This is a genomic window from Acidocella sp. (genome assembly GCF_036489515.1).
Classification (GTDB): domain Bacteria; phylum Pseudomonadota; class Alphaproteobacteria; order Acetobacterales; family Acetobacteraceae; genus Acidocella.
On sequence record NZ_DASXFO010000049.1, the window covers coordinates 36338 to 59600 of the forward strand.

22 protein-coding genes are annotated in these 23263 nt (G+C 65.8%); 15 read left to right on the plus strand and 7 right to left on the minus strand.

What is annotated here, in order from left to right; genetic code table 11:
• Positions 1–38 precede the first annotated feature (38 nt).
• A complete protein-coding gene (locus VGG47_RS07785) occupies positions 39–1475 on the plus strand; it encodes a mannose-1-phosphate guanylyltransferase/mannose-6-phosphate isomerase (RefSeq protein WP_331537154.1) in 1437 nt (478 codons plus the stop codon).
• A 95-nt stretch (positions 1476–1570) separates the two neighbouring features.
• Here VGG47_RS07785 and VGG47_RS07790 read toward each other — a convergent pair whose 3' ends face one another.
• Positions 1571–1858 (minus strand): BolA family protein, encoded by a 288-nt coding sequence (locus VGG47_RS07790; protein WP_408841704.1) that lies wholly within the window; start codon positions 1856–1858, stop codon positions 1571–1573.
• A gap of 61 nt (positions 1859–1919) precedes the next feature.
• On the opposite strand from VGG47_RS07790, the gene VGG47_RS07795 reads away from it, so the two are divergent.
• Genes VGG47_RS07795 through cobT form a run of 3 tightly spaced genes read left to right on the plus strand, consistent with a single transcriptional unit; the run spans position 1920 to position 5459 of the window.
• Positions 1920–2513, plus strand: a complete 594-nt coding sequence (locus VGG47_RS07795; RefSeq protein ID WP_331537155.1) for a J domain-containing protein — start codon at positions 1920–1922, stop codon at positions 2511–2513.
• Between the two features lie 60 nt (positions 2514–2573).
• A complete protein-coding gene (gene cobS, locus VGG47_RS07800) occupies positions 2574–3584 on the plus strand; it encodes a cobaltochelatase subunit CobS (protein WP_331537156.1) in 1011 nt (336 codons plus the stop codon).
• A 6-nt stretch (positions 3585–3590) separates the two neighbouring features.
• Positions 3591–5459 carry a cobaltochelatase subunit CobT gene (cobT, locus tag VGG47_RS07805; RefSeq protein WP_331537158.1) on the plus strand — a complete coding sequence of 623 codons (1869 nt, stop codon included), beginning with the start codon at positions 3591–3593 and terminating at the stop codon, positions 5457–5459.
• Between the two features lie 77 nt (positions 5460–5536).
• On the opposite strand, the gene VGG47_RS07810 is transcribed toward cobT, so the two are convergent.
• Together VGG47_RS07810 and VGG47_RS07815 are read right to left on the minus strand one after the other, a co-directional pair.
• Entirely contained in the window at positions 5537–6493 is a 957-nt protein-coding gene (locus VGG47_RS07810) for a hypothetical protein (protein WP_331537160.1), read from the minus strand.
• Between the two features lie 170 nt (positions 6494–6663).
• Positions 6664–8103: an MBOAT family O-acyltransferase gene (locus tag VGG47_RS07815; RefSeq protein WP_331537162.1), complete on the minus strand. Its 1440-nt coding sequence runs from the start codon at positions 8101–8103 to the stop codon at positions 6664–6666.
• A 116-nt stretch (positions 8104–8219) separates the two neighbouring features.
• Between VGG47_RS07815 and VGG47_RS07820 the strand changes: the two genes are divergently transcribed.
• The gene (locus VGG47_RS07820; protein WP_331537164.1) at positions 8220–9374 is read left to right on the plus strand and encodes an ATP phosphoribosyltransferase regulatory subunit; all 1155 of its coding nucleotides are present in this window, start codon (positions 8220–8222) and stop codon (positions 9372–9374) included.
• Entirely contained in the window at positions 9371–10660 is a 1290-nt protein-coding gene (locus VGG47_RS07825; RefSeq protein WP_331537166.1) for an adenylosuccinate synthase, read from the plus strand. The genes VGG47_RS07820 and VGG47_RS07825 overlap by 4 nt, the downstream gene beginning before the upstream one ends.
• A gap of 150 nt (positions 10661–10810) precedes the next feature.
• Here the strand turns inward: VGG47_RS07825 and VGG47_RS07830 are convergent, their stop codons facing one another.
• Both VGG47_RS07830 and VGG47_RS07835 read right to left on the minus strand, forming a co-directional pair.
• Complete coding sequence (locus tag VGG47_RS07830) at positions 10811–11605, minus strand: FAD binding domain-containing protein (protein ID WP_331537168.1); 795 nt, start codon at positions 11603–11605, stop codon at positions 10811–10813.
• Positions 11606–11615: 10 nt separating this feature from the next.
• Positions 11616–12113, minus strand: coding sequence for a (2Fe-2S)-binding protein (locus VGG47_RS07835; RefSeq protein ID WP_331537170.1), 498 nt, complete (start codon positions 12111–12113; stop codon positions 11616–11618).
• Positions 12114–12362: 249 nt separating this feature from the next.
• On the opposite strand from VGG47_RS07835, the gene VGG47_RS07840 reads away from it, so the two are divergent.
• Genes VGG47_RS07840 through VGG47_RS07850 form a run of 3 tightly spaced genes read left to right on the plus strand, consistent with a single transcriptional unit; the run spans position 12363 to position 15254 of the window.
• A complete protein-coding gene (locus tag VGG47_RS07840) occupies positions 12363–12815 on the plus strand; it encodes a GtrA family protein (RefSeq protein WP_331537172.1) in 453 nt (150 codons plus the stop codon).
• A 50-nt stretch (positions 12816–12865) separates the two neighbouring features.
• A complete protein-coding gene (locus VGG47_RS07845; protein ID WP_331537174.1) occupies positions 12866–14269 on the plus strand; it encodes an exopolysaccharide biosynthesis polyprenyl glycosylphosphotransferase in 1404 nt (467 codons plus the stop codon).
• Positions 14259–15254: a glycosyltransferase family 2 protein gene (locus tag VGG47_RS07850; RefSeq protein WP_331537176.1), complete on the plus strand. Its 996-nt coding sequence runs from the start codon at positions 14259–14261 to the stop codon at positions 15252–15254. The genes VGG47_RS07845 and VGG47_RS07850 overlap by 11 nt, the downstream gene beginning before the upstream one ends.
• 54 nt (positions 15255–15308) lie before the next feature.
• On the opposite strand, the gene VGG47_RS07855 is transcribed toward VGG47_RS07850, so the two are convergent.
• Positions 15309–16190: a tyrosine recombinase gene (locus VGG47_RS07855; protein WP_331537178.1), complete on the minus strand. Its 882-nt coding sequence runs from the start codon at positions 16188–16190 to the stop codon at positions 15309–15311.
• A 28-nt stretch (positions 16191–16218) separates the two neighbouring features.
• On the opposite strand from VGG47_RS07855, the gene aroB reads away from it, so the two are divergent.
• Complete coding sequence (gene aroB, locus VGG47_RS07860; RefSeq protein ID WP_331537180.1) at positions 16219–17862, plus strand: 3-dehydroquinate synthase; 1644 nt, start codon at positions 16219–16221, stop codon at positions 17860–17862.
• 146 nt (positions 17863–18008) lie between these two features.
• Here the strand turns inward: aroB and VGG47_RS07865 are convergent, their stop codons facing one another.
• Positions 18009–19274, minus strand: a complete 1266-nt coding sequence (locus VGG47_RS07865; RefSeq protein WP_331537182.1) for a transglycosylase SLT domain-containing protein — start codon at positions 19272–19274, stop codon at positions 18009–18011.
• Between the two features lie 173 nt (positions 19275–19447).
• Between VGG47_RS07865 and VGG47_RS07870 the strand changes: the two genes are divergently transcribed.
• The 5 genes from VGG47_RS07870 to VGG47_RS07890 form a co-directional block, all read left to right on the plus strand.
• Positions 19448–19840 (plus strand): hypothetical protein, encoded by a 393-nt coding sequence (locus VGG47_RS07870; RefSeq protein WP_331537184.1) that lies wholly within the window; start codon positions 19448–19450, stop codon positions 19838–19840.
• Positions 19841–20051: 211 nt separating this feature from the next.
• Positions 20052–20951 (plus strand): ABC transporter permease, encoded by a 900-nt coding sequence (locus VGG47_RS07875; RefSeq protein WP_331537186.1) that lies wholly within the window; start codon positions 20052–20054, stop codon positions 20949–20951.
• 3 nt (positions 20952–20954) lie between these two features.
• Positions 20955–21737, plus strand: coding sequence for an ABC transporter ATP-binding protein (locus VGG47_RS07880; protein ID WP_331537188.1), 783 nt, complete (start codon positions 20955–20957; stop codon positions 21735–21737).
• A gap of 192 nt (positions 21738–21929) precedes the next feature.
• Complete coding sequence (locus VGG47_RS07885; RefSeq protein ID WP_331537190.1) at positions 21930–22928, plus strand: aldo/keto reductase; 999 nt, start codon at positions 21930–21932, stop codon at positions 22926–22928.
• A gap of 11 nt (positions 22929–22939) precedes the next feature.
• On the plus strand, positions 22940–23263 hold a 324-nt coding region (locus VGG47_RS07890), incomplete at its 3' end, for an aminotransferase class IV (RefSeq protein ID WP_331537192.1).

Genomic DNA, 23263 nt, shown 5'->3' on the forward strand with positions numbered 1-23263 from the left:
GTCCGACCATCGATTTGCAACCGAAAACAAGAGGTTTCATGACACTCGCTGACCTTGGCAGTAAAATCGTTCCGGTCATCCTGTCCGGCGGCTCGGGAACACGGCTCTGGCCGGTCTCGCGCAAGAGCTTTCCCAAGCAGTTCTGGCCCCTGATCTCCGAACAGTCGCTGCTGGCCGAGACGGCGCTGCGCGCCCATACGCCCGCCTTCACCGCGCCGATCGTCGTGGCGAACCAGGAGCACCGCTTCGTGGTCGCTGAGCAGTTGCGCAATGCCGGCGTCAAGGGCGCGCAGATCCTGCTCGAACCCACGGGCCGCAACAGCGCCCCGGCGATCACCGCCGCCTGCCTGCTGGCGGCCGAGACCAATCCGGACGCGGTGCTGTGGATCATGGCCGCCGACGCTTCGATCAATGACCAGGCGGCGTTGCAGACCGCGCTGAAATCCGCCGCCGCCGCCGCCCGCGCCGGCTATTTCGTGACCTTCGGCATGCAGCCGACCACGCCGGAAACCGGCTATGGCTATATCACCGAGGGCGCCCCGATCGACCGCCTGCCGGGCGTGTTCTCGGTGCATCAATTCATCGAGAAGCCGGACGCCGCCCATGCCGAAGCACTGCTGAAAGAGGGCAACAACCTCTGGAACTCCGGCATGTTCATGTTCCAGGCCGGAATGCTGCTCGCCGAGATGGAAAAACTGGCGCCGGATGTGCTGAGCGCGGTGCAGGCGGCGATGAACACCCGCACCACCGACCTCGACTTCCTGCGACTCGGCGCCGCCGCGTTCGAGGCTGCCCCGGATATCAGCATCGACTACGCGATCGCGGAAAAAACCGACAAGGCAGTGGTGGTGCCGGCCTCCCTCGGCTGGTCGGATGTCGGCTCGTGGACGGCGCTGGCCGACATCGCGCCCAAGGACGACGCCGGCAACTCCGCCCTCGGCGACGTGCTGCTGGAAGGTGCGACGAACAGCTATGTGCGCAGCGACGGGGCGATGACCGCCCTGCTCGGCGTGCGCGACCTGGTAGTCGTCACCACCAAGGACGCGGTGCTGGTGGCGCACAAAAACGAATCGCAGAACGTCAAAAAAGTCGTGGACCGGCTGAAGAAGATGAAGCGCCCGGAGGCGGACACGCATAACCGCACCTACCGCCCCTGGGGATTCTACGAGAGCCTGATCCAGGGCGACCGCTTCCAGGTCAAGCGGATCGTCGTCTGGCCGGGCCAGAAACTCTCGCTGCAGAAACACTTCCACCGCGCCGAACACTGGGTCGTGGTGGCCGGCTGCGCCGCCGTCACCTGCGACGCCGAGGTGCGCATGGTGCACGAGAACGAGAGCATCTATCTGCCGCTCGGCTGCGTCCATCGCATGGAAAATCCCGGGAAAATCCCGCTCACCGTGATCGAGGTGCAGTCCGGTCCGTATCTGGGCGAGGATGACATCGTCCGCATCGAGGATACGTACGGCCGAAACTAGAATCCGGGCCATGGGCATTGTCGCCGACAACGCCCATGGCCCAGCATAAAAAAGTTTTTTTGCTACTTTTTGTTCACAAAAAGTAGTGCTTTTCCTTACTTGGCGGCTTCATCCGGCGTCTGCAATTTCAGCGACAGCGCGTGCAGTCCGCTCTTGAACTCCGGGTCCAGCGCCTCGTGCACGGCGCGCGACCGGGCGAGGCGGGACTGTCCTTGCAGCGCCGTCGCGACCATCCGCACCTGATAATGCGTCTCGCCGGCGGGCAGACCGTTGCGGCCGGCATGGTTGGCATGCTTGGCGCTCTCATCGACGATCTCGAGCAGCGTCGGCTTGAAGGCGGTTTCGAGGATTTCTTGAATCCGCGCATATCGGTTTTTCATCATCGGCAGCATCCCAGGTCCAGGTCAGTGTTGCTTATTCGGGTCAAGCGCGCACATTAGGGACATGATTGCCTCGTCACGCAAGCCGCGCGCTTTCGCGCCCGACCCGAATGCCCCGGGCCGGTTCTGCGACATGCCGAACTGCCCCAACCAGGGCGAGTTCCGCGCGCCCAAATCGCGTTCGACGCTGCGCGAGTTCCACTGGTTCTGCCTGGACCATGTGCGCGCCTACAATGCCTCCTGGGATTTCTACAAGGACATGTCCCCGGAAGAGATCGAGGCCAATCTGCGCGCCGATTCGTCCTGGCAGCGCCCGACCTGGCCGCTGGGCCGGCTCGGCGGCCATTCGCGCATGGACGAGGCGCTGGAGGCCGAGCTGCACGCCTTCGCCTTCGGCCCGCGTCCGAAAGCCCCCTCGCAGGCCAGCGCCCCGCCGGAATTGCGCGAGGCGCTTAGCACCCTGGCGCTGGACTGGCCGGTGACGCTGGACGACGTGAAGACCCGCTACAAGGAGCTCGCCAAGCGCCATCACCCCGACGCCAATCATGGCGACAAGCGTTCCGAGGAACGTTTAAAGGTCATCAACCTTGCCTATGCGACGCTTCGTGGCAAACTGGCCTCGAACCTTGCGCGTACCGCCGAGACCGTGGCGGATTAAGTCTGGTTGAACCGCCGCCCGAAGCCGCTCATTCTAAGAAGCAACAGGATTGAAGATTCGATGAACAACGTCGCCGCACTCGCTGAAACCCGGAACACGCCGACCTCGGCGGTGAACCTGCCCGACATCAAGGTGGAGGCGGGCGAGGTGTTCGGCATCGACATCGACATGGAGGTCCCGGCCTTCTCGATCCGCACCGAACATGTGCCGGAGATCGACCCGGCCTATCAGTTCGACCGCGAGACCACGCTGGCGATCCTCGCCGGCTTCGGCTTCAACCGCCGCGTCATGGTGCAGGGCTATCACGGCACCGGCAAGTCCACGCATATCGAGCAGGTCGCGGCGCGGCTCAACTGGCCCTGCATCCGCGTCAACCTGGACAGCCATATCAGCCGCATCGACCTCGTCGGCAAGGACGCGATCGTGCTGAAGGACGGCAAGCAGGTCACCGAATTCCGCGAGGGCATCCTCCCCTGGGCCCTGCAGCACCCCTGCGCCCTGGTGTTCGACGAATACGATGCCGGCCGCCCGGACGTGATGTTCGTGATCCAGCGCGTGCTGGAGGTCGAGGGTAAATTGACGCTGCTCGACCAGAACCGCGTGATCCGCCCGCATCCCGCCTTCCGGCTCTTCGCCACCGCCAACACGGTGGGGCTGGGCGACACCACCGGCCTGTATCATGGCACGCAGCAGATCAATCAGGGCCAGATGGACCGCTGGAACATCGTCGCCACCCTCAATTACCTGCCGCACGCGCAGGAGGTGGCGATCGTCATGGCCAAGCTCGGCATCCCCGCCTCCGACAAGGAAGCCAAGAAGCGCACCGAGAGCATGGTGGCCCTGGCCGACCTGACCCGCGCCGGCTTCATCGCCGGGGACATCTCCACCGTCATGTCGCCGCGGACCGTCATCACCTGGGCGGAAAACACCCGCATCATGGGCGATATCGGCTTCGCCTTCCGCCTGACCTTCCTTAACAAATGCGACGAGGCCGAGCGCAACACGGTGGCGGAGTACTACCAGCGCTGCTTCGACGAGGAGATCGCGACCGGCCTGCGCGCCGCAGGGTGACGCGACATGGCCGCTAACGACCAGGGCAAGGCTGAAGATTTCAAGCGCGCCACCGCGAGCGCGCTGCGCGCCATCGCCCAGACCGACGACGTGCAGGTCGCCTACCAGCCCGGCCCGTCGGGCCTGGCCGGCAAGCGGGCCCGCCTGCCGCCCCCGACCCGGGCGCTGCCCGCCACGGAGATGGCCAAGCTGCGCGGCATGGCCGATGCGCTGGCGCTGCGCCTGCGCCACCATGACGACGCGCTCCACACCGCCCGCGCCCCGGCCTCGCGCGAGGCCAAGGAGGCTTACGACGCCCTGGAACAGGCGCGGGTAGAGATCGTCGGCGCCGCCCACATGGCAGGCGTCTCGGCCAATCTGCGCGGCAAGCTGAACGAGGAATGCGAGAGCGAGGGGCTGAGCCGCATGACGCGGCGCGACCAGCTGCCCCTGCCCGCCGCCCTTTCGCTGCTGGCGCGCGACCGCATGGACCCGCAAGCGGTGCCGGACGCGGCGCAGCATATCCTCTCGCTCTGGCGCGATACGCTGGGCCCGGAGGCCGAGACGGCGCTGGCCGAGCTCGCCGCTGCGCGCGGTGACCAGTCCCGCTACACCAAGGCCTCCCGCAAGCTGCTGGCGGCGTTGGACATGGCCGAAGCCGACGCCCAGGAAGACAGCGAAGGCGACGACAACGAGGACGGCGGCGAGGACACCTCGCAGCAGGACAATTCGCAAGACGGCGAGGGCCAGACCGAAAGTGCGGAGCAGGCCATGCTCGCCGCCCAGCCGGAGACGTCCGAGGCTGAAGGGGCGGCGCAGGAGACCGAAGCCGAGGGCGACGCCGACGATGTTTCCGACGAGGCCGACGAGGCCCCGGCCGGGCCGCAGCAGCGCCGCGCCGCACCTCAGGATGACGGGCGCACCGCCTACCGCGCCTTCACTCGCACTTTTGACGAGGAAATCGACGCCGAGGAACTCTGCGACCCGGAGGAGCTGAGCCGGCTGCGCCAGCAGCTCGACCAGCAGCTCCAGCATCTGCACGCCGTGGTCTCGAAACTCGCCAACCGTCTGCAGCGCCGCCTGCTGGCACAGCAGACCCGCGCCTGGGAGTTCGACCTGGAAGAAGGCATGCTGGATGCCGCCCGGCTGTCGCGCATCATCGTCGATCCGCTGCTCGCCCTCACCTATAAGCGCGAGCGCGACATGGAGTTCCGCGACACGGTGGTGACACTGCTGATCGACAATTCCGGCTCCATGCGCGGCCGCCCCATCACCGTGGCGGCGATGTGCGGCGACATCCTGGCCCGCACGCTGGAGCGCTGCTCGGTCAAGGTCGAGGTGCTGGGCTTCACCACCCGCGCCTGGAAAGGCGGGCAGAGCCGCGAGCAATGGGTGGCCGCCGGCAAGCCGCCCAGCCCCGGCCGGCTCAACGACCTGCGCCACATCATCTACAAGGCCGCCGACACCCCCTGGCGGCGGGCGCGGAAAAATCTCGGGCTGATGCTGCGCGAGGGGCTGCTCAAGGAGAACATCGACGGCGAGGCACTGCTCTGGGCCTATCGCCGCCTGCTGGCGCGCCCCGAGCACCGGCGCATCCTGATGGTGATCAGCGACGGCGCGCCGGTGGATGATTCCACCCTCTCGGTCAACACCGGCAGCTACCTGGAACGGCATCTGCGCGACGTGATCCACGAGATCGAGTCGCGCGATCTGGTGGAGCTGATCGCCATCGGCATCGGCCACGACGTGACGCGCTATTACCGCCGCGCCGTGACCATCGTCGATGCCGAGGAGCTGGGCGGGACGATGATGCGCAAGCTGACGGAACTTTTCGACGAGGACGAGGCCGCGGCCTGGTCACGCCTCGCCGGGCAGCGCGCGGCTTTGGTGGTTTGAAGTAAGCAGCCGCTTTTTAAAAAAAGCGGCGCAAAATTTTTGTTATGCTGGGCCGTGGGCGTTGTCGGGGACAACGCCTACCGCTCCGCCAGCACGCTCGGGCAGGAGGCCGCGACCCGCCGGATCGCGAGACCTGGCGGCAGGACGGCACGGTGCAGCAGTTCGGCCAGCCCTTCCGCCACCGCAATCGAGTGCAGATACTGGCAAGGCCGGGCCAGGTGGTCCTCGCCGTTGAAGAAATCCGCGGCGGGATAGAGGCTGCGGTTGGGCAGGACCAGAAAAGCCCCGCCATGCGCGGTGTAAATGCCGGCAACGGCCCGGACCAGAATATCGTTCAGCGCCAGGGTAGAAAAATCCGTCGGCAGCCCGCCGATCACGATCACCCCGCGCGCCGTCTCCGCCGCGACGAAACGGGCAATGAGCGCCGCACCATAACCCTGCGCGATCTCCTGCGCGCCCGGCACAACGCGGGGCGGATGGCGCAGCAGGCCCGGCATGGCGCCGGCCGGGTCGTTGTCGATCCGGTCGCCCTCTTCATTATATTCCCGCGCCATCAGGGCTGCTGGCGAGACGTCGTGCCGCGCCAGCGCCATTTCCGCGAGCGAATCCAACGCGTCGGCCAGCGTGCAGCAAAACAGCGCGCCCAAAATCCGGTCCGGCGGCAACCGGGCCAGCAAGGCCCGGTCATGGCGCAGGAGCAAAAAACCATCCTGCGCGGCGTCGTACTGGGCGCGCGACGCTGTGTACTGCGCAAGCTCCATGGGCAAATAGACAACGTCACCGCGGCGCAAAAACGGCGTATCGCGGACCAGGAGTTCGTCCAGCTCGATGCCGACGGTGATGCCGCCATTCTCACACGGCATCGCCAGCATCGCGCCGATGACCACGCAGGAATGCGAATACGGCCCGTTGGAACCCGCCAGCACTAGAATTTTGGGCGATTTCAGGGTGGCGAGGCGCGCGGTCTTTTGCAGCAGTTCCGTGCGCATGAGGCCGAGCGAGAGCGGCCGGTCGAGCCAGAACGCGAAGGCCATGACGTAGAGGACGACCGAGAGCGCGCAACAGGCGAGAAAGCTGCCGCTTTTTAAAAAAAGCGGCGCAAAAATTTTTGTTATGCTGGGCCATGGGCGGTGTCGGGGACAACGACCATGGCCCAGCATAACAAAGTTTTTTTGCTTCTTTTTGTTCACAAAAAGAAGGCTTCCTAAAACTGGAAATACAGAAACGGCACCGTCGCGGGGGCGAAGAACAGCGCCTGCAGGCAGAAGCCGAACCCCGCCACCAGCGCCACGCTCCGCCCGCGCCGGCCCAGCGCGGGAACCTCCGGCACCCGCAGTGCCACAAACCAGGCGAGCGCCAGCAGCAGGCAGGCCTGCGGCAGGCTGACCGTGCGCGCATCGCCCAGCCAGGGCAGCACCGGCACGGCCTGCACGAATGTGCCCAAGCCCGGCACAAGCCCGACATAAAAGCCCGGCAGCGCGAGACCATGCGCCCCGCACAGCCCGGCATAAAAATCCATCGCCGCACCCAGTCCCGGCGCGCGGAACGGCACCCAGGCCAGCAGCACGCACAGCAGCGTCACCCCCCAGGCGAGCGGGGTGGGCAGCCGCCAGCCGAGCCTGCGCCAAAAACCATGGACCACCAGAAACACCCCGTGCAGCCCGCCCCAGAACAGGAACCGCCAGGCCGCGCCATGCCACAGCCCGCCCAGCAGCATGGTGATCATGAGATTGGCCACCCGCCGCCCCTCGCCCCGGCGGTTGCCGCCGAGCGGGATGTAGAGATAGTCGCGCAGGAAGCTGCTCAACGTGATGTTCCAGCGTCGCCAGAAATCGCTTACGCTCGTGGCCGTATAAGGCCGGTCGAAATTTTGCGGGAAGGAGATGCCGAACAGCCGCGCGAGGCCGACCGCCATGTCGCAATAGCCTGAAAAATCGAAATAAATCTGTGCGCCGTAGGCCAGCAAAGCGACCCAGGCCTCGATGAAGGTGATCGGGTCGAGCCTGCCGGCGGCGGCAAAGCCGGGTGCTGCGAAGTGCTGCAGCCCGTCCGCCAGCACCAGTTTTTTTATCAACCCCAGGAGAAACAGTTCCGCCCCCTCGGCCAGCCGCGCGGCCACATCCCGGCGCGGCGCCAAGGCGGCGAACTGCGGCAGGATGTGGGCGGGCCGCACGATCGGCCCGGAAATCAGATGCGGGAAGAAGGCAATGAAGCAGGCGTAATCGAGCAAGCCGGGCAGCGGAATCACGCCGCGCGAAAGATCGACCAGAAACATCACCTGCTGAAAGGTGAAAAAACTGATCCCGAGCGGCGCCAGAAAACCTCCGAAGGGCGCGGGCAGACCCAGCGTCACGACCAGGAACCCAGCATATTTGAAAACCCCGAGAAGCAGAAGATTGCCGGCCAGCCCCGCCACCAGCCAGCCCCGCCCGGCGCCACAAGCCAACCGCCGCGCAACGCTGAAATTGGCGCCGATCGAGCCCAGCAGCACCAGCAAAAACAAGGGATTCCCCGAGGCGTAAAAAACCAGGCTTCCGCCCAGGAGCCAAAACTTCGCCGCCCGCCCGGACCGCCCGACGGCGAAAAACCCGCTTAAGGTCAGCGGCAGGAACGCCAGCATGAACAGCTTGCTGTTGAACAGCACGGGCGCCAGGGCCCCCTTCAGGTTGCAATACGGCCATTTAGTACGATACCGAAACGGATGCAATTGGACCTGAGACGTAGCAATGCTATAGCGCCGCGCCAAAGAGATTGGGTCACATGAACGAAACACCGCTCACCCACCCTGCCCTTCTGCCCGCCGGCCTGCGCGACGTGCTGCCGCCGGAGGCAGAACTGGAAGCCCGTTCCGTCGGAGCGATCATGGATTGCTTCGCCGCGCACGGCTATCAGCGCGTCGCAGCACCGCTGATCGAGTTCGAGGACAGCCTGTTTGCCGGCTCCGGCGCCGCCACCGCCGAGCAGACCTTTCGGCTCATGGACCCGGACAGCCAGCGCATGATGGGCCTGCGCGCCGACATCACGCCGCAGATCGCGCGCCTGGCCACCACCCGCCTGGCCACGGCGCCGCGGCCGCTGCGCCTCACTTATTCGGGCCAATGCCTGCGCGTGCGCGGCAGCCATCTGCAGCCGGAACGGCAGATTTCCCAGGCCGGCATCGAGCTGATCGGTCCCGACACCGCCGAGGCCGATGCGGAGATCATCCTCACCGCCGTGGCGGCCCTCGCGGAGATCGGCATTTTTGGCATCAGCGTCGACCTCACCGCGCCGCGCCTCGTCACGCATCTGCTGGAAAGTGTGGCGGAACACGACCGCCGGCTCCTCGCCCGCGCGCTGGACCGCAAGGACGCGGCGGCGGTCACCGATGTCGGAAGCCCGCTCACCCGGCAACTGCTGGACCTGCTGGACGCCACAGGGACAGCTGAACGCGCGATCCCCGCACTTCTGGCGATCGACCTGCCGGAGGAACCGAAAAAACAGGCGCGGCGGATCGCCGAAACCGTGGCGGTGCTGCGCCAGCGCCAGCCGGACCTGCAGATCACCGTCGATCCCGTGGAGTTTCGCAGCTACCAGTACCATACCGGGCTGTGCGTGACGCTGTTCGCCCTCGGCGAGCAGGCCGAGCTCGGCCGCGGCGGACGGTATCTGTGCGGGGACACCGAGCCCGCGACCGGCATCACGCTGTATCCGGATACGATTGTCCGCGTCGCCCCGCCGCAGCCGCTGCGCCCCCGTTTGTACCTGCCGTACGGCACGCCGGCGGCGACCGGCGCGCAATACCGGGCGCAAAACTACGCCACCGTGGCGGGGCTGGCACCGCATCCGTCGCCCAAGGACGAGGCGGCGCGGCTGGGCTGCTCCCACGTGTTTCAGGACGGGGCAATCTCCCCCCTAAATCAAGGACCAGAAGAATGACCAACGTTACCATCATCGGCGCGCAATGGGGCGACGAGGGCAAAGGCAAGGTGGTGGACTGGCTCGCCAGCCGGGCCGACATCGTGGTGCGCTTCCAGGGCGGGCATAATGCCGGCCACACGCTGGTCGTCGGCAGCCAGACCTACAAATTGTCCCTGCTGCCCTCCGGCGTGGTGCGCGGCAAGCTCGGCGTGATCGGCAATGGCGTGGTCATCGACCCCTCCGCCTTGCTCGCCGAGATCGAGCGCGTCGGCGCCCAGGGCCTGCCGGTCACGCCGGCCTCCTTGCGCATCGCCGACAACGCGCCGCTGATCCTGCCGCTCCACGTGGCACTCGATTCCGCGCGCGAGGCAGCCCGGGGGAGCCGCAAAATCGGCACCACCGGACGCGGCATCGGCCCGGCCTATGAGGACAAGGTGGCGCGCCGCGCCATCCGCGTCTGCGACCTGGCTGAGCCGGAGACGCTCTCGGCCAAGCTCGACGAGCTGCTGCTGCACCACAACACCCTGCTGGCCGGGCTCGGCGCGCCGACCTTCGACAAGGCCGACCTGCTGAAAAGCCTGCTCGAGCTGGCGCCGAAAATCCTGCCTTTCGCCGAACCGGTCTGGGAGCGCCTGGCGGCAGCGCGGCTGGCCGGGTCGCGTATCCTGTTCGAGGGCGCGCAAGCGGTGATGCTGGACGTCGATCACGGCACCTACCCGTTCGTCACCTCCTCCAACACCGTGGCCGGCACCGCCGCCTCGGGCAGCGGCATGGGGCCGGATGCGGTAGGCCGCGTGCTCGGCATCGCCAAAGCCTATACCACCCGCGTCGGTTCCGGCCCGTTCCCGACCGAGCTGCACGACGACACCGGCACCCTGCTCGGCGAACGCGGCCGTGAATTCGGCACCGTCACCGGGCGCAAGCGCCGCTGCGGCTGGTTCGACGCCGCACTGGTGCGCCAGGCGGTGAAGGTCGGCGGCGTCAACGGCCTGGCGCTGACCAAGCTCGACGTGCTGGACGGCTTCAAGACGCTGAAGATCGGCACCGGCTACATGATCGACGGCAAGGCTTATAAGCACCTGCCCGCCGGCATGGCGGCACAGGCGGCAGCCACACCGATCTACGAAGAGCTGGATGGCTGGGACAGCTCCACCCGCGGCGCCCGCTCCTGGGCGGAACTGCCGGCGGCAGCGATCAAATATGTGAAGCGGATCGAGGAACTGGTGGAAGCGCCGGTGACCCTGCTCTCCACCAGCCCGGAACGCGACGACACCATCCTCGTCCAGGACCCGTTCGCGAACTGAGCGGTAGAAAGTAAGCGGCCGCTTTTTAAAAAAAGCGGCGCAAAAATTTTGCTCCGCTGGGCCACGGGCGTTGTCAGCGACAACGCCCGTGGCCCAGGTTAGCAAAGTTTTTTTGCTACTTTTTGTTCACAAAAAGTAGCCTTCCCTTCCTTAGACCATGGCCTGCACGGCGCGTTTGGCCATCACGCCTACCAGATGCGCCCGATAGGCGGCGCTGCCGTGGATGTCGGCGTTCATCAGGTCCTCGTCGGTGGGGACGCCGTCCAGCGCGGCGGGCGTGAAGGATTTGTCCAGCGCCTGCTCCATCGCCGTGTGGCGGAACACGCCGTTTTGTCCCGCCCCCGTCACCCCGACCCGCGCGCCTGCGGTGGTCTTGGCGACGAACACGCCGACCATGGCGTAGCGCGAAGCCGGGTTGGCGAATTTGGCGTAAGCGGCCCGCTCGGGGGGAACAAAAGTCACTGCGGTGATGATTTCGCCAGGCTCCAGCGCCGTGGTGAACAGGCCCTGGAAGAAGTCCGCCGCCGGGATGTCGCGTGTGTTGGTCCGGATCACCGCATCCAGCGCCAGCGCGGCGGCCGGATAGCAGGCGGAAGGGTCGTTATTGGCGAGCGAGCCGCCGATGGTGCCGCAATAACGCACCTGCCGGTCGCCGATATTGCCGGCGAGTTCGGCCAGCGCCGGAAACGCCTGTTTCACTTCCGGCGAGGCGGCGACCTCGGCATGGGTCGTCATCGCGCCGATCTCGATGCTGTTCCCCACGCGCTTGATGCCGGCGAGGTTCAGCCCCGCCAGATCGACCACCACGGACGGCTTGTTCAGCCGCTGCTTCAGCACCGGCACGAAGGTCTGGCCGCCGGCCAGGGCCTTGGCCTCCATGTCCCCGGCCAGGATTTTCGCGCCCTCGGCGAGGGTTGCGGGTTTGCTGTATGCGAAATTATACATCCGTCCCTCCCTATTCCGCCGCGTGCGATACGCTCTGGCCATGCATCAGCGGCCAGGCGGCGGCGATGGCTTTGACGATATTGTGGTAGCCGGTGCAGCGGCAGAGATTGCCGTCCAGCCCGTGCCGGATCTGCGCCTCGGTGAGGCCCTCGGGATGGCTCTGCACCAGATCGATCGCGCTCATCACCATGCCGGGGGTGCAAAAGCCGCATTGCAGCGCGTGGTGCTCGCGGAACATCTCCTGCATGGGATGCAGCGTGCCGTCCGCCGCGGCCAGACCCTCGATGGTGGTGACATGGCCGCCATCGGCCTGCACCGCCAGCATCGCGCAGGATTTCACGGATTTGCCATCGATGCTGATCACGCAGGCGCCGCACTGGCTGGTGTCGCAGCCGATATGCGTGCCGGTCAGGCCGAGCGGACCACGGAGAAATTCGACGAGCAGCGTCCTCGCCTCGACCTCTGCCGTTACCGGTTGGTTGTTCACGGTCAAGGAAATCTGGGGCATTTTTCGGCTCCATTCATTTCGTATGACATATGTGAGCGTCCCCGGGCCGAAGCGTCAAGCCGAGAGAGGAAAGCAGCCGCTTTTCGAGCCAAGCGGCGCAAAAACTTTTGTTATGCTGGGCCGAGGGGCTCAAGGTTCCGGCGGTGCGTAGCACCGTTGGAATAGCCCCGGAGGGCATGGGCGTTGGCGCCGACAACGCCCTTCGCTCCCTTGCCGGCGCCGCCAGCCTCGGCTAGGCGCGGAGCAGAAATGTCCCGAAACTCCTTCGCCCGACAGGTCCTGTCGCTCCTCGATGCCGGCGTGGTGCTGCTGGCGCGCACCGGGCTCAGCCAGGATTTCATCCGCTTCGGCGCGGTCGGCGCGCTCGGCTTCTGCTGGGACACCGCGACCGTCTACGCCACGAGAAACCATTTCGGCTTGTATGTCGCCGGCACGCTGGGCTTTTTTGTCGCCGCCACGGTGAACTGGGCGATCAACCGCTGGTGGACGTTCCGGCACCACACGCATGGCGCCGCGCATGTGCAATGGCTGAAATTCCTCGCCACCAATCTCGTCGGCTTCATTTTCAACCGCGGCACATTCTTCGCGCTGGTCGCCATCAGCCCGCTATGCCGCGCGCAACCGGTGCTGGCGATCGTCGCCGGGACCGCTTCCGGGCTGGTGTTCAATTATTTTCTTTCAAAAAAATTAGTTTTTCGTTAACTCTACCTCAGATTTACGATGCGATGTCGTAACAACTTGAGGGCGACAGGATGGCTGGGCTGCAGGCCGCCGGGCTGGGACTAAAACAGAAGCCTTACCAACCGGCGGAGCAGAAACTGCCGCACGGCGCGCGCGCCGCCGCCGCGGATTTCTGTGCGGTCATGGTGATCCCGCTTTACGGCAGCCTGCTGCGGCAGAGCTCCGAGAATCTGCCCCGCAACCTGGTTTTCTGGACCTTTCTGGCCCTGATCACGGTGGCGCTGATCGCCTCGCATGGCGGCTACGCCATGCGCCTGCGCACCGCCCACCAGGCGACGGGCCTCGCGATCAACTGCTTTCTCGCCACCAGTGCGGCGATGCTGCTGCTCGCTCTGTCACTCGGCCATCCGCATATCCTGACACGGTGCTGGACCGTGGCGGACCTGATCCTGACCCCCGCCGCACTCGGCCTGGCACGCAGCGCGCTCGCCACACGCGCGACCGATCCCGCCTTTGGCCCGGCGGGCCGGACGCTGATCGTCTGCCAAGATGCATGCCCCGCCGGGCTGCTTCAGGCCCTCGCAAGCCAGGGCATCTCGGCGAAAAACCCGGAATTCGTGCTGCTCGCGCGGCGTCCCGGTCGGGACGACATCCCCCACCGTCTGCGCGCGCTGGCGCACAGGAAAATCCAGGACATCGTGTTCCTGTACCATCCGGGACTGGAGCGCCTCACCTCCACGCCCGAACTGCTGAGCGAATTCCTCACCTTTCCGGCGCGGATCTGGATCGGCTTCGACATCGCCGGGAGTTTTTCCGAATTTTTGCCGAGCGCGCGGGACACCTACCGCATCGTGCCGGTGGCGGGCGATTTCGTGTCCTCGCTCAACCTGACGAAACGGGTGTTCGACGTCCTGGCCGCCTCACTCCTGGTCCTCGCCCTCTCGCCGCTGGTGCTGTTCGCCGCGGTGCTGGTCAAGGCCAGCGGCGACGGGCCGGTGATCTTCCGGCAGGCCCGCATCGGCGCACAGGGGCGGGTCTTCACCGTGCTGAAATTCCGCACCATGGTTTTTACGCCCGGCGCGCCCTTCACCCAGGCCAGGCACGACGATGCGCGGGTGACGCGGATCGGGCGTTTTCTTCGGCGCTTCTCGCTGGACGAGTTGCTGCAGCTCATCAACGTCATCAAAGGCGAGATGTCGCTGGTCGGGCCGCGCCCGCACGCACCCGAAACCGCCGTGGAAGGGGTGCAGTTCGAGGATGCGGTACGGCTGTACCGGCTGCGCCACCGGGTCAAGCCGGGCATGACCGGGCTGGCGCAGATCCGCGGCCAGCGCGGCGCCACACCGCATGTGACGACCCTGGAACAGCGCCTGGCCAGCGACCTCGAATATATCCACTCCTGGTCGCTCTGGCTGGACGTTCTAATCCTGCTCCGCACCGTTCCGGCGATTTTGCGGCCGCAAAATGCCTTGTGAGGCGCCGCTTCTGATTGCCGGCACAAAACCCGGCTTTGGCGCCTATGACGCAGATATCGTGATCCTGTGCCTGGAACGGCCGGAGGAAACGCGGGCGGCAATCCGCTCGGCGCTGGCGCAGCGCGGCGGGGTTTTTCACGTCAGCGTGTTGGACCAGAATTCTGGTCCGGACACGACCCGGGCCTTGACCACGGAATTCGCCAACACGCCGCATTTTTCCCTGTATCGGGCGGCGCAAAATCTCGGGGTCGGCGGGGGCCGGAATTTCCTGGCCGGATGCGGTCATGGCCGGATCATCGTCGGGCTGGACAATGACGCGGTGTTCCGCGACCCGTGGATTGTCGCCGGCGCGGTAGAAGCCTTTAACCGCCGGCCGGACCTTGGGGCGCTCGGCTTCAATATTCTGGCCGCCGACGGGTCTGCGCCGGACCTGTCGAGCTGGGGCTATCCGCAGCGATTGCGGCCGAAATTTCGCGAAAAATTCGACGCCACCACCTTCGTCGGCGCCGGCCACGCGATCCGCCGCGCCACCTGGCAGGCGGTCGGCGGCTATGACCCCAGCCTGTTCTTCACCTGGGAGGAATATGATTTCTGCCTCGCCGCGATCGCCCGGCGTTGGCGGATCGCCTATGACGGCTCGCTGGCGGTGCGGCATCGCCCCGCCCCCGCCGCCCGCCTCGGCGGAGACGCGCGCATGACCTGGCACGTCCGCAACCGGCTGGTGATCAGCCGCAAATGGGGTGCGTCCTGGCCTGCCCTGGCCCCACGAATTTTATCCTATGCCCTCCGGGGCGCCATAACCGGGCGCTTGCCCGCCACAATCCAAGGCATCGCCGCCGCATGGCGCGCCGAAATCCCGCCGCCCGGAAAAATGCCGAAAGCGATGCGGGCCTATATCCGCACGCACGAAAGCCGGCATCGCGGCTCCTGGCTCGACCGGCTATGGCTGGAAGTCTTCAAGAGGAAGGAAGGCTACTTTTTGTGAACAAAAAGTAGTTTTTTTGCGCCGCTTTTTTTAAAAAGCGGCCGCTTACTTTCTTTAACCTTGGGCCAGTGGGTGATGCGCCTGCACCAGAAGCTGCAGCCGCTCCGCCAGCACATGGGTATAGATCTGCGTGGTGGCGATGTCGGCATGGCCGAGCAGTTTCTGCAGGCTGCGCAGATCCGCGCCATGCGCCAGCAGGTGTGACGCGAAAGCGTGCCGCAGCACGTGCGGCGAGAGCCGCGCCGGATCAAGGCCGGCTTTGAGCGCCGCCGCCTTGAGCAGCAAGGCGAAACCCTGCCGCGTCATCGGCTGCTTGGGGTCGCGCCCGGCGAACAGATAGCGCGGTTTTTTGTTCCCATAGCCGGCGCGCAGGGCCAAGGCCGCGTCCTTGGCGGCGTCCGACAGCGGCACGATGCGCTCGCGCCCGCCTTTGCCCTTGATCAGCAGCATCGCCGCGTCGGTGGCCAGCGCCGCTGCCGGCAGGCTGATCAGCTCGGTCACGCGCAGCCCGGTGGCATAGAGGATTTCCAGCCCGGCGAGGGTTTTCAAACCCGGAACGCCCTCGATCGCCCGCGCGGCGACAAACAGCTGGTCCACTTCCGCCTCGCTGAGATTCTTGGGCAAGGATTGCGGCAGGCGCGGCGTGGCCAGTTCCTGCGCCGGGTTGTCGGCGCGCATGCCCTCACGGAGCAAGAACAGGAAAAATTGCCGTAAGCTGGAAAGCCGCCGCGCGGCGGTGCGTGCACTGAGGCCGTCGGCATGCAGCGCTTCCAGATAAGCCCCGATCTCAGCGGCACTGGCTTGTGACGCCGGCCCCCTCAAAAACGCGGAAAAACCCTCAAGATCCGCCTGATAGGCCGCCAGCGTGTTGCGCGCCGCCCCGCGCTCCGCGGCGAGCATTTCCAGGAAGGCTTCGGTCGGGCCATCTATCGTCATGTCAATCTTGTGATAAGCCTTGGGGAACATGCAAGACAACAGTGAACAACTCCCCAAGGCCGAACGCAGCATCGTGCTGGTGGGCCTGATGGGTGCGGGCAAGACGGCGATCGGCAAACGGCTGGCCGAACAGCTCGGCCTGCCGTTCTTTGACGCCGACCACGAAATCGAGAAAGCCGCGGGCACGACCATCGCGGAGATTTTTGCCCAGCACGGCGAGGCGCATTTCCGCGCCGGGGAAAAGCGCGTGATCCAGCGCCTGCTGGCGGAAGGGCGCATCGTGCTGGCCACCGGCGGCGGCGCCTTCATGGACCCGCAAACCCGCGCCGCGATCCGCGCACGGGGGCTCTCGGTCTGGCTGCGCTGTGCGCTGCCGATCCTGCTCGCCCGCACCCAGGGCCGCACCCACCGGCCGCTGCTCAATTCCGGCAACCCGGCGGAGACCCTGGCGCGGCTTTCCGCGCTGCGCAGCCCGGTCTATGCCCAGGCCGACATCATCGTCGACGGTTCAGAGGACCCAGCCCACGTGACCACCAGCAACGTCATCGCCGCCATCGCCGCCTATACCGCGCCGCTGCGCGTGCCGGTGGTGCTCTCCCAGAGCCGTTACGAGGTGGTGATCGGCGCCGATCTGCTCCCCCGCGCCGGGGCGCTGATGGCGCCGGTGATGCCGCAGCCGCGCTGCGTGATCATCACCGACGAGACGGTCGCAACCCTGCATCTGGCGACGCTCGAGGCCAGCCTCGACGAAGTCGGCATCGCCCATGCCGCGATCACCGTGCCGCCCGGCGAGACATCCAAGAGCTTCGCGACGTGGCAGCACGTGGTGGACCAGTTGCTGGAGCAGAAAGTGGACCGCTCCACCAGCGTCATTGCGCTCGGCGGGGGCGTGATCGGCGACCTGGCGGGCTTCGCCGCGGCGTCCACCTTGCGCGGGCTGCCCTTCATCCAGATCCCGACCACCTTGCTCGCCCAGGTGGATTCCAGCGTCGGCGGCAAGACCGGCATCAACGCGAAGCAGGGCAAGAACCTGATCGGCGCCTTCCACCAGCCGATCATGGTGCTGGCCGATACCGCAATCCTCGCCACCCTGCCGGCGCGCGAGCTTGCCGCCGGCTATGCGGAGATTTTCAAGGCCGGGCTGATCGCCGATGCCGGCCTGCACGCCTGGTGCGAGGCCAACGGCAAGGCCATGCTGGCGGGCGATGCTGCGCTCCTGGCCGAGGCGGTGCGGCGCGCGGTCACGTTCAAGGCGGAAGTGGTCGGCGACGACGAGCGCGAGACCAAGCCGAATGACGGCCGCGCGCTGCTGAACCTGGGCCACACCTTCGCCCATGCGCTGGAAGCGGAAACCGGCTACGGCAAGGGGCTGTTGCATGGCGAGGCGGTGGCGACCGGGCTGGTGCTGGCCGCGCACCTCTCCGCCGCACTGGGCCTGTGCCCGCAGGAGGATTCCCCGCGCATCGCCGCACATCTGGCCGAACTCGGCCTGCCGGTGCGTATCAGCGGATGGGAGGCGGACAAGCTCATCGCCCACATGGCGCGCGACAAGAAGATGCGCGGCGGCAAGCTGACCTTCGTGCTCAGCCGTGGCATCGGCCGGGCTTTCACCAGCAGCGACGTGCCGCCCGAGGCGGTGCGCGCCACGCTGCTTGCCAACGGCGCGGTCTGAAAAAGAAAGAAGCCGCTTTTTGAAAAAAGCGGCGCAAAAACTTTTGTTATGCTGGGCCATGGGCGGTATCAGCGACAACGCCCATGGCCCAGCGTTAGCAAAGTTTTTTTGCTACTTTTTGTTCACAAAAAGTAGGCCTTTCTTACTTAAGACTGATCGTCGGGCGAGAGCACCATGCAGCCGGTCGGGCCAGAGGAGAGCCGGTCGCAGGCGCTCACCGCCGCCTCGTGTGCCAGGCCCGCCACCCGCGCCCGGTAATATCTGTGGCCGCGGACATCGACCGACACGACCAGAGGCCGGCCGTTGAGCAGCATCTGCACGGCGGAGAGCTCGGCGATGCCGAGTGCGGCCTTGGCATCGCCCGGATTGTTATAGGCCCCGACCTGGATCGCCCAGCCGCTCGACACCGGAGCAAAATCACGCGACGGCGGCGCCGGCCTCGGCTCGACCGACGGCGGCGTGTCGGCCATGGCCGCCGGGATCAACGTAAAATGATGCTGTGGCGCAGGCGCCTGCGGAGGTGGCGGTGGCGGCTGAGGGGCCGGCACATAGATGGCGGACACAGGCGTGCTGGACGCCAGCGCGGCCATCTGCACCGGGGGAGCCGGCGCGCTTGACACCGGGGCCGGCACCGCGGCCTGGGCGACGGGCGCAGTCTGCGGCAGGCCCGTCACCGGCGCGGGCGGCATCGCAGCCTGTGGCAGCGCAGGGCCGCTCGCGGGCGAGGTGTTCGTCGCCACCTCCTCATCCGCAGTGTTTCCCCCCGGATAATCGCCCTGAATGCGCGGCGCGATCATGGCCAGATAGGTCTGCGTCTCCTGCGGCAGCGGGACGTGGTCGTTCACATATTCGTTCAGCCGCCCCGGCCCGGCATTATACGCGGCCAGGAAGCCCGGCGAGCCATAGATCACGTACATCTGGTGGATATAGGCGGTGCCGGCCATGATGTTGTCGTACGGGTTGAACGGGTCGGAGCCGAGGCCGAACTGCGCCGCCATCTCGCGATAGGTTTCCGGCTCCAGCTGCATCAGTCCCATGGCGCCGGCGGCGGACACCGTGAGATGGCCATCCATATATTCGTTGCCGCCGGATTCCACGCGCATCACATTGCGGATCCAGGAGCCCGGCACATCGAAACGCTGCGACGCGGCACTAATATACGGCCCCCAGGGATCGCCGGGCGGTCCCGGCGGCCGATAGCTCTCCGGCGTGGCGTGATTCACGTAATAACCCGCGGAGGGGCCCAGCGCCGGATTGCGGCCGCCGCTCGAACAGGCGGCCAGCAGCGCCAGGCTGGCGCAGCCGGCCGCCAGACGCGCCATCCGCGCGGTACCAGCCGGCACCGGCCAGGCGGCCAGTCGATGCGCGGCCTGGGGGCGAACGGCCACACAGCCGCTTGATGTCGTCGTCACGGGAGAGCCTCCAACTAGAACACCATTGCTTGGTAGAGTTTTGTAGGGTTTAGCTCAATAATGGCTTAAACAAGGCGCTCTAACCCCCTAAACGAGAACAGAACTCGCAGCAAGATAAACCTGCCGGGACGAGGCTCCTATCCGCCCCCGAGCGACGATGATAAGAGCGTGCCATGGGTGAAATGAACTGGTTGAAATTTGTTCCGCGCCGAACATGCCGGGTGCTGCCGTTCGTCTGGCTGGCGCCGCTGCTCGCCGCCTGCGCCGGGAACATGACGCAGCCGGCCGCCCAGGCGACATCGCTCACCGGCCAGTTGCGGCTCGGCACCGTGATTTCGGTGCGGCCGGCGGTTTTCGATGGCACCGACGCCGTCGTACAAAAAATTCTCGTGACCTTGAATGTCTCCGCGCCAACGGAGCAGGAAGCGGTGGAGCTGGTGATCCGCCGGCAGGACAATTCCGTGGTGTCCATCGTGCAGCCGGCGGGTCCCGGGCAGCCGGACTTCGTCTCGGGTGAACATGTGGCGATCGTCGAGGCCGCCAATACGGTGGTGCGGCCTCAATAGGGCGGGAAGTGAAGGGGAAGGCTACTTTTTGTGAACAAAAAGTAGCAAAAAAACTTTATTAATCTGGACCATGGGCGTTGGCGCCTACAACGCCCATGGTCCAGATTAACAAAAGTTTTTGCGCCGCTTTTTTCAAAAAGCGGCCACTTTCCTCTCTCCGAAAAGCGGCGCCGCGGTTGCTGCGACCTACCCATTCCGCTATCGCCGCTTTATGAACATGATCGCACCGGGGCACCCCAAAGCCAACACGGAGGTTCCGCATCTCATGCAGGCCACAGGAGGACGGATTTCGATCGCCGCCGCGCACGGCTGGGGGCGGCGTATGGCCCTCGCCGGGGCCGATCTGCGCGAGACCATGGGGCTGTGGCGGCTGGTGCTGGCGCTCAGCTTCATGGACATCAAGCTGCGCTATCGCGGCTCGCTGCTCGGCCCGTTCTGGCTCACCCTCTCCACCGCGGTGATGATCGGCGCCATGGGCATCCTCTATGCCACCTTGTTCCACCAGAATGTCGCCGCCTACCTGCCGTTCCTGTCATTCTCGCTGATTTTCTGGAGTTTTCTGAGCACGCTAACGGCCGAAGGAGGCACCGCTTTCACCGCCGCCGAAGGCATGATTCGCTCCCAGCGCATGCCGTTCTCACTGCATGCGGCGCGGGTGGTGATGCGCAACCTGTTCGTGTTGGCGCATAACCTCGTCGTCATCGTCGCGGTGTTCGCGATCTTCCGCGTCGTGCCGAGCGAAGCGGTGATCAGCGTGATCCCGGGGCTGCTGCTCTGGCTGATCGACGGCATGGCCGCATGCCTGCTGCTCGGCGTGGTGGGGGCGCGCTTCCGCGACATCCCGCCGATCGTCGCCAGCGTCCTGCAGATTGCCTTCTATGTCACGCCGGTGCTGTGGAGCCCGACCATGCTCATGCACCGGCATATCGGCCTGGTGCTGGTGCAAGGGAACCCGTTCTATGCCATGCTGGAGATCCTGCGCGGACCGCTGCTCGGCAACGCATTCGAGCCTATGGCCTGGGCCGTGGCGCTCGGCTATTCGGCGCTGCTCGTACTGCTCGCCGCCCTGGTCTTCATCCGCGCCCGCTCGCGCATCGCATACTGGATCTGAGCCATGGCGAGCCTGGAATTCAACCATGTTTCGGTCTCCTTTCCGCTGTATCACGGCGAAAGCCGCAGCCTGAAAAAGACCGTGTTCTCCGTCGCCTCCGGCCGGCTGGGCGAGGACAAGAAGCACCGCCTGGTCGTGCAGGCGCTGCGCGACGTCTCGTTCTCCCTGCAGAGCGGCGACCGGCTCGGCTTCGTTGGCTCCAACGGCGCCGGCAAGACCACCCTGCTACGCACCATGGCCGGCATCTATGAGCCGGTCGCCGGGAATATCGAGATCGAGGGCGCGATCACGGCGCTGCTCGACCCCAGCCAGGGCATGAATATGGACCTGACCGGGCGCGAGAACATCCGCCTGCGCGGCCTCTATAGCGGGCTGAACAAGGCACAGATTCTGCGCCTTGAAGAGGATGTCGCCACCTTCGCCGAGCTCGACCAGTTCCTCGAACTGCCGGTGCGCACCTACAGCTCCGGCATGGTCGTCCGCCTGGGCTTCGCGCTCGCCACCGCCATCCGGCCGCAGATCCTGCTGATGGATGAATGGATCCTCGCCGGCGACGCCTCGTTCCTGGACAAGGCGCGGCACCGGCTGGAGGGCATGGTCGAGGGGGCGGAAATCCTCGTGCTGTCCTCGCACAGCGCGGAAATCATCATGCGGTGGTGCAACCGCGTGATCTGGATGGACGGCGGACAAATTAAGCTTGCCGGGCCTCCCGAGGAGGTCCTGGCCGCCTATCTGACGCCCGACCAATTCGCTCAGGTCCAGGCGGTCACGCGCGTGACCGCCTAAAGCAACAGGAAGGCTACTTTTCGTGAACAAAAAGTAGCAAAAAAACTTTTTTAATCTGGGTCATGGGCGTTGTCGCCGACATCGCCTCAGGCCCAGCGGAGCAGAAGTTTTTGCGCCGCTTTCCTCCCTCCGCGAGGCCAGAAGCGGGCATGGCTGATGTATTCTAACGCCGTCAAATAAGGAGCGTTTCACATGCAACATCGTAAACTCGGCAAAAACGCCGCCGGTGAGAGCCTGAGCGTCTCCGCGCTCGGCCTTGGCTGCATGGGCATGTCGGAATTTTATGCCGGCCGCGACGACGCGGAATCGATCGCCACCATCCAAGCCGCGATCGACAAGGGTGTGACCCATTTCGACACCGCCGACATGTACGGCGTCGGCAAGAACGAAGAACTGCTCGGCCAGGCGATCCGCGGCCGGCGCGACGGGCTGATCATCGCCACCAAGTTCGGCAACGTGCGCTCGGCCGAAGGCGGGTTCCTCGGCATCAACGGCAAGCCTGACTATGTGAAGGCGGCGGCGGAAGCCTCGCTGAAGCGGCTGAACATCGAGGTCATCGATCTCTATTACCAGCACCGCGTCGACCCGAACGTGCCCATCGAGGACACGGTGGGCGCCATGGCGGAGCTGGTGAAGGCCGGCAAGGTGCGGCATCTCGGCCTCTCGGAGGCTTCCGCCGCCACCATCCGCCGCGCCCACAAAGTGTTCCCGATCACCGCATTGCAGACCGAATACTCGCTCTGGACCCGGGACATCGAGGCGGACATCCTGCCCACGCTGCGCGAGCTCGGCATCGGCCTGGTGCCCTATTCCCCGCTCGGGCGCGGCTTCCTGACCGGCGCGTTCAAATCCGCCGCCGACATTCCGGCCGGCGATTTCCGCAAGAACGGCCCGCGCTTTTCGGACGAGAATTTCGCGAAAAATCTGTCCCTGGTGAAAACGGTCGAGGCGATCGCGGCGGCAAAGAAAATCACCGCGGCGCAGGTGGCGCTGGCCTGGGTGCTGGCGCAGGGCGCGGATGTCGCGCCGATCCCAGGCACCAAGCGCCGCGCCTATCTGGAGCAAAATCTCGGCGCGCTGGACGTCACGCTGACAGGCGATGAGCTGGCGACGCTGAACAAAACGTTTGCGCCGGATGCCGTGCTCGGCAGCCGCTACCCGGAAGCGGCCATGGCCGCGCTGAACCGGTAAGGGGAGCAAAAATGGGAGCGGTGGCGTATGTGAACGGGCGCTACTGCGCGCTCGGATATGATAACGGGCGCGGCCGCGCCCTGGGGCAAGCTGCGGTCAATGTAGAGGATCGCGGCTTTCAGTTCGGCGACGGCATCTACGAAGTCGTGTATGTGCGGGACGGGCGGCTGATCGACGCCCCACTGCACATGGCACGGCTGCAGCGCAGCCTGCGCGAGATCGATATTCTGCTCCCCCTCTCCTCTGCGGCGCTTGAAGTCGTGATGCGCGAGGTGTTGCGGCGCAACCGGATCAGCACCGGGCTTGTCTATCTCCAGATCAGCCGCGGCGTGGCG